8 protein-coding genes are annotated in these 12,186 nt (G+C 73.3%); all 8 read right to left on the reverse strand.

All coding sequences use genetic code 11. The features are described 5' to 3' along the window. Positions 1 to 246: 246 nt before the first annotated feature. Complete coding sequence (rho, locus tag ACYVJE_RS09195; protein WP_461144134.1) at positions 247 to 2,154, reverse strand: transcription termination factor Rho; 1,908 nt, start codon at positions 2,152 to 2,154, stop codon at positions 247 to 249. 1,196 nt (positions 2,155 to 3,350) lie between these two features. Continuing rightward, entirely contained in the window at positions 3,351 to 4,283 is a 933-nt protein-coding gene (gene thrB, locus ACYVJE_RS09200; protein WP_461144135.1) for a homoserine kinase, read from the reverse strand. Beyond that, entirely contained in the window at positions 4,280 to 5,365 is a 1,086-nt protein-coding gene (gene thrC, locus ACYVJE_RS09205) for a threonine synthase (protein WP_459160061.1), read from the reverse strand. Before thrC ends, thrB begins: the two co-directional genes overlap by 4 nt. 8 nt (positions 5,366 to 5,373) lie before the next feature. Next, the gene (locus ACYVJE_RS09210; protein ID WP_459157052.1) at positions 5,374 to 6,678 is read right to left on the reverse strand and encodes a homoserine dehydrogenase; all 1,305 of its coding nucleotides are present in this window, start codon (positions 6,676 to 6,678) and stop codon (positions 5,374 to 5,376) included. Next, on the reverse strand, positions 6,679 to 8,097 hold the full coding sequence (gene lysA / locus ACYVJE_RS09215; protein ID WP_461144136.1) for a diaminopimelate decarboxylase: 1,419 nt from the start codon (positions 8,095 to 8,097) through the stop codon (positions 6,679 to 6,681). Between the two features lie 181 nt (positions 8,098 to 8,278). After that, positions 8,279 to 9,940, reverse strand: a complete 1,662-nt coding sequence (gene argS / locus ACYVJE_RS09220; RefSeq protein ID WP_461144137.1) for an arginine--tRNA ligase — start codon at positions 9,938 to 9,940, stop codon at positions 8,279 to 8,281. Positions 9,941 to 10,017: 77 nt separating this feature from the next. After that, positions 10,018 to 10,941: a cation diffusion facilitator family transporter gene (locus ACYVJE_RS09225; RefSeq protein ID WP_461144138.1), complete on the reverse strand. Its 924-nt coding sequence runs from the start codon at positions 10,939 to 10,941 to the stop codon at positions 10,018 to 10,020. A 403-nt stretch (positions 10,942 to 11,344) separates the two neighbouring features. After that, positions 11,345 to 12,070: an aspartate/glutamate racemase family protein gene (locus ACYVJE_RS09230; RefSeq protein WP_461144139.1), complete on the reverse strand. Its 726-nt coding sequence runs from the start codon at positions 12,068 to 12,070 to the stop codon at positions 11,345 to 11,347. Positions 12,071 to 12,186 lie beyond the last annotated feature (116 nt).

Raw genomic sequence — 12,186 nt, forward strand, 5'->3', positions numbered from 1 at the left:
TCCCCCGGGGGTGGCTTGCTGCCCGCGGAGGTGAACCGGCGCGGTGAACCAGCCTTCGATTGTGCCAGACCAAGGCCTGTGACCTGGAACGGAGGGGGCTCCCGGATTGTTCCCGGCGACCACCGGGCGGGCGCCCCGCCCCGGCCGGAGCTCTCCGGAGCGCGGACGGCCCGCCGGTCCGCCCGCGGAAGCACCGCGGGCACCCGGGAGCCGCCCGCCCGGCGGGAGGCCCGCCGGGCGTTCCGCTCAGTCCTCGTCCTTGCCCGGGGTGTTCTTGGCGACCTGCATGAGGAACTCGATGTTCGTGCTCGTCTTGCGCAGCTTGTCCAGGACCAGCTCCAGGGCCTGCTGGGTGTCCAGCGCCGCGAGCACGCGCCGCAGCTTGTGCGTGACGGCCAGCTCGTCCTGGGACATCAGGATCTCGTCCTTGCGGGTGCTGGAGGCGTCCACGTCGACCGCGGGGAACAGCCGCTTGTCGGCCAGCTTGCGGTCGAGCTTGAGCTCGGCGTTGCCGGTGCCCTTGAACTCCTCGAAGATGACGGTGTCCATCGTGGACCCGGTCTCCACCAGCGCGGTGGCCACGATCGTCAGCGAACCGCCGCCCTCGATGTTCCGCGCGGCGCCGAGGAAGCGCTTCGGCGGGTACAGCGCGGTCGAGTCCACACCGCCGGAGAGGATGCGCCCGGAGGCGGGCGCGGCCAGGTTGTAGGCCCGGCCCAGGCGCGTGATGGAGTCCAGCAGCACCACCACGTCGTGGCCCATCTCGACGAGCCGCTTGGCCCGTTCGATCGACAGCTCGGCGACCGTGGTGTGGTCCGACGGAGGACGGTCGAACGTCGAGGCGATGACCTCGCCGTTCACCGACCGCTGCATGTCGGTGACCTCCTCCGGCCGCTCGTCGGCGAGCACGACCATGAGGTGGCACTCGGGGTTGTTCGCGGTGATCGCGTTGGCGATCGACTGCAGCACCATCGTCTTGCCCGCCTTCGGCGGCGACACGATGAGCGCGCGCTGCCCCTTGCCGATCGGCATCACCAGGTCGATGATCCGCCCGGTGAGGTGCTGCGGGTCGTCCTCCAACCGCAAGCGCTCGTTCGGGTACAGCGGGGTCAGCTTGTGGAACTCGGCCCGCTTCTTGGCGGAGTCGGTGTCCAGGCCGTTGATGGCGTCCACGCGCACCAGCGGGTTGAACTTCTGCCGCTGCTGCTCGCCCTCGCGGGGTTGGCGGATCACGCCCTGGATGGCGTCACCGCGCCGCAGCCCGTACTTGCGCACCAGCGACAGGGAGACGTACACGTCGTTCGGACCGGCCAGGTAACCGGAGGTGCGCACGAAGGCGTAGTTGTCCAGCACGTCGAGGATGCCGGCCACGGGCAGCAGCACGTCGTCCTCGCGGACCTCCGGCTCGTTGCCGCCCTCACCGCGCCCGCGGTTGCGCCGGCGGTCCCGGTAGCGGCGGCCCCGCCGGTTGCGGTTGCCGTCGTCGTCCGAGTCGTGCTGCTCAGAGCGCTGCTTCTGGTCGCTCTTGTCGGAGGCGCGGTCCTCCTCCTGCTGGTGGCTCCCGGCGCCGTTGCCCCCGCGGCCACCGGACGGGCGACGCCGCCGCCCGCCGCGCCGGTTGTCGTCGGAGTCGAAGTCCTGCCGGCGCGGGCGGTTCCGGCCGCCCTGCTGACCGCCGTTGTTCGACGTCTGCTCACCGGTGCTGCCGCGCTGGCCGGACGCCGATTCCTGCTCGTCGAGCGCCGGCTGGTGCGCCTTGGAGGAGTTCGGCGCGGAGCCGCCCGCCTCGGCGCCGGAGGAGTCCACTTCGGAACCGGAGGCGGCGCCGTCGCCCTTCGCCTCCCGGGTCTTGCCGTTGCCCCGGGAGCGCTGCTTGCCGTTGCCGGAAGCGGAGCCCGCGGACTCGTTCGAACTGGCAGCCTGACGTTCCCTAATGGCCGCGATCAGATCGCCCTTGCGCAGCCCCTTGGTCTCAATCCCCAGTTCACGGGCGAGCTCGCGCAGTTCCGGCAGAACCATGCCGGACAGACCACCGCGTCGGCGCGTGGTGCCGTTGGCCGACCCGTTCGCGGTGGACGACTGTCCTGAGCCCTGCTGGTCAGCCGCTGCGCTGCTGTTGGCTGCCTCGCTGCTCAACAATTCGGTGTCGCTCACGAATATCCTTCCTGACCGGGCCGTGCGTCTCGCCCAGCCCAGCGGATTGCCCGCCCGCAGTCCGTTCCGCGGACGACCGATGTGTGCTACCAGTCCGGATGCCGGTGGGGTCCCATGCGTGTACGCGCCACGGCCCGTGCCGTGGACAGCTCGGGGAACCAGCAGCACCGGGCAGGGAGAAGTCCCCGGCTCGCGTGACTCAACCAGTGCGAGGTCGTGGAACCCGTTCGCCACGCTGCCGCGCCCGAACCGTGGTCCACGTGCGTTGCATCCACTCCGATCCACACTCGCCGATGCACGCCCTGCCACCACTTCCAGGAATCACCGACTCGGCCTGCTGCCCGTCCCGGACCGTCCCCGCTCCCGCGAGCGGTCCGCCCGAGCTCCGGGGAACCACGCCCGCACGTGCCCCGCATCCGCGCACCCGCGCCGAAAGGCCCTGCGCGCGGAAGGTTTCGCGGTCGGCCGTGCGTCACGTCGACGGCCGGTAGCCCCGGTGCATTGAGTTGACGACTCCTGCCTCGGTCACCGCCAGTGGGCTCGCTAACTTGATCTTCACCCGCGACGGACGAGTGAGGTCAATACACAGCGAAGGATGCGTCCCGGGAAGTCCCGGATACAACACCGGCGCCCTGCGCGCGGTGACTGATTGACCTTGAGGGTAGACGCCCTGTGATTCAGGTGCAACAACCCCCAGGGCGCATCGCGCGCCCCACTTCGATCACTGCGCTGGACGTGTCACCGCCCGAACACCGCCGTTCCGACGCCTGTTCGGAGCGGAAACCGGTGCGCCGCCGTCCGACCGGTCCCTGCCGTGCACAGCGTCCAGCGGATCGAAACGCCACCGCATCCCGCGGTGACACTTCCTTTGTACCACTCGGGCGCGGTGTCCGAACGCCCTGGGGCGGATTTCCCGCGGAACGGGGAACCGGTGCGGACCTCCGCACCGCCGCAGAGCACCCGGACCGACCCGCTGGACACCCGGTAACAACCCGCCGGGCACCCGCCACCGAGCCGGGCACGTCACGTGCGAGCGCGGACCACGCCGTTCGAGTCATGCCGTTCGAATCATGCCGGCGCTGCGCCGCACGGCCCGACTCGCCCGGCACAACGCCGCCGCTTCCACCGCTATTCCCGGGCCCGCGTCCGCGGCCCCACGTCTCCGGGCCCGCGTCCCCGGGCCCGATCGCATCGGGTCACTGCTCGGTGCGCACCCGCACTCCGCGCCGGTCCACCGGCAGCGGCAGCACCGAAAACCCTTCGGGAACCATGCCGAGGTCCCCGTCCGGGGGCAGGGCCAGCACCGTCGGACCCGCCCCGGACACCGCCGCGGGCACGTTCCGCGCGCGCAGCTCGCGCACCAGCGCGACCGTGCCCGGCCAGGCGCTCTCCCGGTACTCCTGGTGCAACCGGTCCTGCGTCGCGGGCAGCAGCAGCTCCGGGGCCGCGGTGAACGCGTGCACCGCCAGCGCGGCCCGGCCGGCGGTGAACACCCCGTCGCCGTGGGGGATGCTCTCCGGCAGCAGCCCGCGCGTGCGGTGCGTCGACGACTCCTCCTCCGGCACCAGCGCCACCGGCGAGAGCGCCTCGTGCGGCGCCCGCGAGACCGCGTGGTAGCGGCCCTGCTCGCTCCAGGCGATGACGAAACCGCCGTGCAGGCTCGCCGCCACGTTGTCCGCGTGCCCTTCCCGGCTGGCGGCCAGCTGCAGCACCTCGGCCCGGCTCCCGGCGTCCCACCCGGTGCGCCCCGTCAACGCGCGGGCCGCGGCGATCCCGGCGGTGATCGCCGCCGCCGAGGAGCCCAGCCCGCGGGAGTGCGGGATGGCGTTGCGGCAGGTCAGCTCCAACGCGGGCGGGGTCACGTCGAACTCGGCCAACGTGTCGTGCAGCACCCGCACCACCAGGTGCCGCTCGTCCTCGGGCACCTCGCCGGCCCCGGCGCCCTCCACGGTGACCGCGGCGGAGCCCGGCCGCCCGTCGACCTGGCGCACGTGCACCGTGTCGTAGAGGCCCAGCGCCAGCCCCAGGGCGTCGAAGCCCGGGCCGAGGTTCGCCGCGGACGCGGGAACGGTCACCTGCACCGCGGGCACGGGCAGCTCGTCCGCCCGCGCCTGCTGCGGTTCGCTCATGTCAGCTCCAGCGCGGTCGCCACGGCGGACGGGTCCACCGGCAGCGGCTCCACTTCCACCATCCCCGACAGCGCCGTGTCCGGGTCCTTGAGGCCGTGCCCGGTGACCGTGCACACCACGGTCGCGCCGGTCGGCAGCCGACCGTCCCCGGCAGCGGCCAGCAGGCCGGCGATGCTGGAGGCCGAGGCGGGTTCGACGAACACGCCCTCCTTCGAGGACAGCAGCCGGTAGGCGGCCAGGATCTGCTCGTCGGTGACCGCGGAGAACAATCCGTCCGAGGCGCTGCAGGCGCTCACCGCGTTCTGCCACGACGCCGGGTTGCCCACCCGGATCGCCGTGGCCACGGTCTCCGGCTCGGTCACCGGCTCGCCGTGCACGATCGGTGCGGCCCCCGCCGCCTGGAACCCGAACATGCGCGGGGCGCTGCCGGTCACCCCGTCCCGGGCGTACTCGGCGTAGCCGTTCCAGTAGGCGGTGATGTTGCCCGCGTTGCCCACGGGCAGGCAGTGCACGTCAGGGGCCCGGCCGAGCACGTCGCAGACCTCGAACGCGGCGGTCTTCTGGCCCTCCAGCCGCGCCGGGTTCACCGAGTTCACGAGGGTGACCGGGTGCTCCGCGGTGGTCTTGCGCGCCAGTTCGAGGCAGTCGTCGAAGTTGCCCTGGACCTGCAGGATCTTCGCGCCGTGCGCCACGGCCTGGGCCAGCTTGCCCATGGCGATCTTGCCCTGGGGCACGAGCACGGCCGAGGTCAGCCCCGCCCGCGCCGCGTACGCCGACGCGGAGGCCGAGGTGTTGCCCGTGGAGGCGCACAGCACCGCTTGGCTGCCGGTCGCGCGGGCCTGCGTGATGGCCACGGCCATGCCGCGGTCCTTGAACGAGCCGGTGGGGTTGGCCCCCTCCACCTTGAGGTGCACGTCGCAGCCGGTCTGCGCGGACAGGTGCGGAGCCGGCACGAGCGGTGTGCCGCCCTCGCGGAGCGTCACCGCCTCAGCGTTGCCCGCGAGCTCGATCCGGTGCCGGTACGCCTCGATCACACCAGGCCAGCCCGGCACGCTGCCCGGGGCCGCGGCCCCGTCCGACATGTAAGACGTCACGATCGTTCACCTTCAACCCGCATCACACTGACCACCTCGCGCACCACCGGCAACTGCGCGACCTTGTCCACGGTGGACCGCAGGGCGGCGTCGGTCGCGGTGTGCGTGACCACGACGAGGCTCGCGTCCTCGCCCCGGCCCTGCTGGCGCACGACGGAGATGCTCACGTCGTGCTCGTTGAACGTGGCCGCCACCTGGGAGAGCACACCCGGCTTGTCCGCCACGTCCAAGCTGATGTGGTACCGCGTCGGGGTCTCGCCCATCGGCCGCGCCGAGAGCTGGGCGTAGGCCGACTCCCGCGGCCCCAGACCGGACACGACCTGGTTGCGCCCCACCGCCACGAGGTCGCCGAGCACGGCGCTCGCGGTCGGCGCACCGCCGGCGCCCTGCCCGTAGAACATGAGCTCGCCCGCGGCCTCGGCTTCCACGAAGACCGCGTTGAACGCGTCGCCCACCCCGGCCAGGGGGTGGCCGCGCGGGATCATCGCCGGGTGCACCCGCGCGGACACGGCCTCGCTGCCGTCCTCGCCGACGACGCGCTCGCAGATCGCCAGCAGCTTCACCGTCCGGTCGAGCATCCGCGCGGCTTCGATGTCGCCCGGGGTGACCCCGGAGATGCCCTCGCGGTGCACCTCGGCGCCGCTGACCCGGGTGTGGAAGGCGAGCGAGGCGAGGATCGCGGCCTTGGCCGCCGCGTCGAAGCCGTCCACGTCCGCGGTCGGGTCGGCCTCGGCGTAGCCCAGCCGCCCGGCCTCGTCCAGCGTTTCGGCGTAGCCGGCGCCGGTGGCGTCCATGGCCGAGAGGATGTAGTTCGTCGTGCCGTTGACGATGCCGGTCACCCGGTTGATGCGGTCACCGGCCAGCGACTCCCGCAGCGGGCGCAGCAGCGGGATCGCCCCGGCCACGGCCGCCTCGAAGTACAGGTCGGCACCGGAGGCGTCGGCGGCTGCGTGCAGCTCCCGGCCCCGCTCGGCCACCAGCGCCTTGTTCGCCGTCACCACGGCCTTGCCCGCGTGCAGCGCGCGCAGCAGCAGCGAACGCGCGGGCTCGATGCCGCCGACGAGTTCGACGACGATGTCCACGTCGCTGTCCACGAGCCCTTCGGCGTCGGTGGTCAGCAGCTCCGCGGGGACGTCCGGGTGCTTGTGCGGACGGCGCACGGCGACGCCGGCGACCTCGAGCGGCGCACCTGTTCGCGCGGCGAACTCCCCCGGCTGGTCCCGCAGCAGCCGCAGCACCTCGGCGCCGACGGTGCCGCACCCCAACAGCGCGACCTTGATCGGTTTGCGGTCCTCGATCACTCACACCTCCAGCCGGAGCAGGTCATCCTCGGTCTCCCTGCGCAGTAGCAACCGGGCGTTCCCGGAGCGCACCGCGACCACGGGCGGCTTCGGCAGCCGGTTGTAGTTGCTGGCCATCACGTAGCAGTACGCACCGGTCGCCGCGACCGCGATCAGGTCGCCCGGTGCAATGTCCTCCGGTTGCCAGCAGTCTCGCACCACGACGTCACCGGACTCACAGTGCTTGCCCACGATGCGGGACAGCACCGGGGGTGCGGTGGCGCCGCGGGACACCAGCCGGCAGTCGTAGGCCGCGTCGTACAGCGCGGTGCGGACATTGTCGCTCATCCCGCCGTCGACGCTGATGTAGCGCCGGGAGGCCCCCTGGTCGAGGTCCACGTCCTTGATCGTGCCGACCTCGTACAGCGTGACCGCGCTCGGCCCGACGATCGCCCGCCCCGGTTCCACGGCGATGTGCGGGACCGGCAGCCCGGCGTCGGCGCACTCCCGCGCCACGGCCTCGCGGAGCTTGCGCGCCAGCTCGGTCGGGCGCAGCGGATCGTCCTCGGCGGTGTAGGCGATGCCCAACCCGCCGCCGAGATCCACGGTGGACACCGCCGCCAGCGCCTCGTCGCCGTGCTCGTCGCGCACGTCGGCCAGCAGGCCGATCACCCGGTGCGCGGCGAGCTCGAACCCCTCGGTGTCGAAGATCTGCGAGCCGATGTGACTGTGCAGACCGGACAGCTCCAGCGCATCCGCCTGCAGCACGCGGGTGACCGCCTCGGCCGCCGCGCCGCCGCTGAGCGAGAAGCCGAACTTCTGGTCCTCGTGCGCGGTGGCGATGAACTCGTGCGTGTGCGCCTCCACACCGACGGTGACCCGCACCAGCACGCGCTGGCGCACGCCGTGCTCGGAGGCGACCTGCTGCAGGCGCGCGATCTCGTGGAACGAGTCCAGCACCACGGTGCCGACACCGGCCTCGACGGCCCGGACCAGTTCCGCCGTCGACTTGTTGTTGCCGTGGAAGGCGATGCGCTCGGCCGGGAACTCCGCCCGCAGCGCCACGCCGAGCTCGGCACCGCTGCACACGTCGAGGCTCAGCCCCTCCTCGGCGACCCAGCGGGCCACCTCGGTGCACAGGAACGCCTTCGCCGCGTAGTGCACCGCGGCCGGGTCGCCGAACGCGGCGGCGTAGTCGCGGCAGCGGGCGCGGAAGTCGTCCTCGTCGAGCAGGAACGCCGGGGTGCCGAACCGCTCGGCGAGGTCGCGGACGTCGGCGCCGGCGAAGCGCACCACCCCGTCGTCGCCGCGGGCGGAGTTCCGCGGCCACACGTGGGGGTGCAGCTGGTCCAGTTCGGCTCCGGACCCGGGCGCGGGGCCGGCGGTCGCGCCACCGGGCACGACGTCGGCGTGCCGGGGTCCGGCGGGGTGGGCACGCATGGGCTGCTCCTTCGGGCTGGCCCGCGCGACCGGGCGGCGCACGCCGCCCGGCCCCGGGCCTGTCGTGTGTGTGCTGGCGCTCGGCGAGGCCGCGGTGCGGACGCGCTCGACCACGACCGCGCACCCGCGCCCGCGCCACCCGGGCCGGCGCCCCGGTCGACGCGCGTGCGGGCACCCGGGGTCACATCTGTTCCGGAGCGCTCACCCCGAGCAGCGCCAGGCCGTTGGCGAGCACCTGCCGCGCCGCCTCGCACAGGTGCAGGCGCGCCACGGTCAGCGGGCCGGTCTCGTCGTCGCCGGGCTGCAGTACCCGGCAGGCGTCGTAGAAGCGGTGGTAGGCGCCGGCGAGGTCCTCCATGTACCGCGCGACGCGGTGCGGTTCGCGCAGCTGAGCGGCCGCGTGCACCACGCGCGGGAACTCGCCGATGGTGCGGATGAGGTCGCCCTCGCGGTCGTGCGTGAGCAGCGACAGGTCGGCGTCGGCCACGGCGCCGCGGTCGATGCCCAGGCTCGCGGCGTTGCGCTGCAGCGAGGACAGCCGGGCGTGCGCGTACTGCACGTAGAACACCGGGTTCTCGTTGGTGCGGCGGCTGATCAGGTCGAGGTCGATGTCCACCGCCGTGTCCACCGAGGACCGGATCAGCGCGTAGCGCGCCGCGTCCACGCCGACCGCGTCCACGAGGTCCTCGAGCGTGACGACCGTGCCGGCGCGCTTGCTCATCCGCACCGGCTGGCCCTCGCGCACCAGGTTCACCATCTGTCCGATGAGGACCTCGACCACGTCGGGGTCGTCGCCGAAGGCGGCCGCCGCGGCCTTCAGCCGCGAGACGTAGCCGTGGTGGTCCGCCCCGAGCATGTACAGGCACAGGTCGAACCCGCGGCTGCGCTTGTCCCGCAGGTAGGCCAGGTCGCCGGCGATGTAGGCCGGGGCGCCGTCGCTCTTGATCAGCACCCGGTCCTTGTCGTCGCCGAACTCGCTCGAGTTCAGCCACCAGGCGCCGTCGGCGAAGTAGACGTCGCCGGAGGCCTTGAGCGTCTCCACCGCTTCGGTCACCGCACCGGAGGTGTGCAGCGAGTCCTCGTGGAAGAACACGTCGAAGTCGGTGCCGAACTCGTGCAGGCTGCGCTTGATCTCGTCGAACATGAGCCCGACGCCGAGGCTGCGGAACGCCTCGTCGCGCTCCTGCTCGGAGCGCTGGAGCACGTCCGGTTCCCGGCGCACCACGGCGCTGGCGATGTCGGTGACGTAGGCGCCGCCGTAGCCGTCCTCCGGTGGCTCCTCACCGCGTGCGGCGGCGACGAGCGAGCGCACGAAGCGGTCGATCTGCGCCCCGGCGTCGTTGAAGTAGTACTCGCGCGTGATGTCCGCGCCCTGGGCGCTCAGGATGCGGCCGAGCGCGTCGCCGACCGCGGCCCAGCGCGTGCCGCCCAGGTGGATCGGCCCGGTCGGGTTGGCGGAGACGAACTCGAGGTTGATCCGGCGGCCGCCGTAGGCCTCGCCGCGGCCGTACTCCGCACCGGCGCCCAGCGCGTCGCGCACGATCTGCGCCTGCGCGTCCGCCGCCAGGCGCAGGTTGAGGAAGCCCGGTCCGGCGACTTCGGCCGTGTCGATCTCGCCGAGCTCGTCGAGCGCCTCGGCCAGCCAGCCGGCGAGCTCGCGCGGCTGCGTCCCGACCTTCTTGGCGACCTGCATGGCCAGGTTCGTGGCGTAGTCGCCGTGCTCCGGGTTGCGGGGTCGCTCGACGGTCACCGACTCGGGCAGCGCGGACGTGTCGAGCCCGCGGGCGGAGAGCACGTCGACAGCGGTCTTCCGGACGAGTTCAGCAAGCGCGGCAGGAGTCACCTGATGCAGTCTAGGCGGGCGTCCGCGCTGTTCAGCGAACGGGTTGGGTCGACGCGCCCCGGGCCCGCGGGAGCGGATCACCACGTCAGCGCCGAGCAGCGCCGGGCGCACTCGGCCGGCTCGACCTGCAGCGTCGAGTGCTCGATGCGGTAGTGCTCGGACAGCAGCCGCTGCGCCGCGGTCAGCACCTCGCTGTGCACGGCCCCCGGCGTGGTCGTCAGGTGCGCCGAGGCGACCTCCATGCCCGAGGTCAGCGTCCACACGTGCAGGTCGTGCACCTCGGCCACCGCGGGCAGCGCGGCGAGCTCCGCGCGGATGCGGGTGACGTCGAGGCGGTCCGGCGCCTGCTGCACGAGGATGCGCAGCGCCTGCCGCGCCAGCCGCCACGTGCGCGGCAGGATGAACGCGCCCACGGCCACGGCCACGATCGGGTCGACCAGGTACCAGCCGAACGCCCAGGTCAGCAGGCCGCCGAGGAGGACGCCCACGGAACCGATCGTGTCGGCCAGCACTTCGAGGTAGGCCCCGCGGACGTTGATGCTCTCCGCCGAGCCCCGGCGCAGCAGGGCGAACACCACCAGGTTCGCGACCAGCCCGGCCGCGGCGGTGAGCACCATCGGCAGCCCGGGCACGTGCGGTGGTTCCAGCACGCGGCCGACGGCCTCGTAGAGGATGTATCCGGCGACGCCGAACAGCAGCACCGCGTTGGCCAGCGCGGCGAGCACTTCCATGCGGTAGAGGCCGAACGTGCGGTTGTCCTTCGTCGCCCGCCGGGCCGCGGTGATCGCGGCCAGCGCCATGCCGACGCCGAGGACGTCGGTGAGCATGTGCCCCGCGTCGGAGAGCAGCGCCAGGGACGAGGTGGCGAACCCCACCACCGCTTCGAGGACGAAGAACGCCAGCAGGATGCCGAACGCCAGGCCCATCCGGCGGATGTGGCGGCCGGAGGCGTGCACCGCCTCGGCGGCGGTCCCGTGGCCGTGGCCGTGCTCGTGTCCCATGGCGCCGATAATACATAGTCAGATGTGCATATGCGCAAGTGTTGTTGCGGCCTCATCCGTCCGGGTGCGGCAGCGCTCCGCGCGGCCGCTTCGCACCGGACGGCGCGCCGCCCGACGACCGCCGGGGCGGCCCGCAGCGGAACCGGCGCCCGATGCCGGCCGTCGAGCGCGCCCCCCGAGGACAGCCCGGGGCCGGCTGCCGCACGGGCGCGCCCGGAGCCGACCGCCGGGGCGGCAGGACCGCGGACGTGCTTACCCCGCGGTTCCGCGCGGCGCCGGACGCAGTCGGGCGGTTCCGCCCGGACGAGTGATCGAACTCCACCCGGCCGGGCACTCGTCCACCACCCGCCCGAGCGGTGCCCTCCGGCGGGCGGACCCCGCAGGCCCCTCCCGCGGGCACCTCTCAAGCCCCGCGCGGCGGCCAGTTGTCCACGCGCTTCGGCCGCGGCGCGGCGTAGGTGCGGGCCTTCGACGTCGCCAGGCCCTGCCGCACGAGCGCCTCCGCCGTGGTGACCGCCGCGGCCACACCGTCGACCACGGGCACGCCGGTGCGGGCCACGACCCGCTCGGACAGGCCGGCCATGCCGCCGCAGCCGAGGCAGATCACCTCGGCGCGGTCCTCGGTGACGCACCGCTCGGCCTGCTCGGCGATGGCCTCGATCGCGGCGTCCGGGTCGCGCTCGAGCTCCAGCACCGGCAGCCCGCTCGCCCGCACCGAGGCGCAGCGCTGCGCCAGGCCGGCCAGGTGCAGGCGGTCCTCGATGAGCGGCGCGGTGCGGTCCAGGCTCGTGACCACCGAGTAGGTGCGGCCGACGAACTGGGCCGCGCTGGCCGAGGCCTCGGTGATGTCCACCACCGGCACGTCCACGAGCTCCTGCAGCCCCTCGCGGCCGTGCTCGCCGTAGCCGGCCTGGATCACCGCGTCGAACGGCCCGCCGTGGGCGCGCACCGTCTCCATCACCGCCACCGCGGCGAGGTGGCTCTCGTAGTTGCCCTCGACGGACTCCGCGCCGAACGGCGGTGTCAGCGGCACGATCTCGGTCGTCCCCGCCGCCACCGCGCGGGCCTGCTGCCCGATCGCCTCGGTCACTTGCTCGCTGGTGTTCACGTTGACCACGAGGATGCGCATGCGTGCTGTCGTCCTCCGTTCGAGTGGTGGGCTGATCTCGGTCGATGGGCCGCCCGGCGGCCCGACCACGTGCGTGCTCCCGGCGGCGGGGCTCCGGGGGAGTCCCCGCGGGGAGG

The organism is Salinifilum aidingensis, assembly GCF_054782015.1.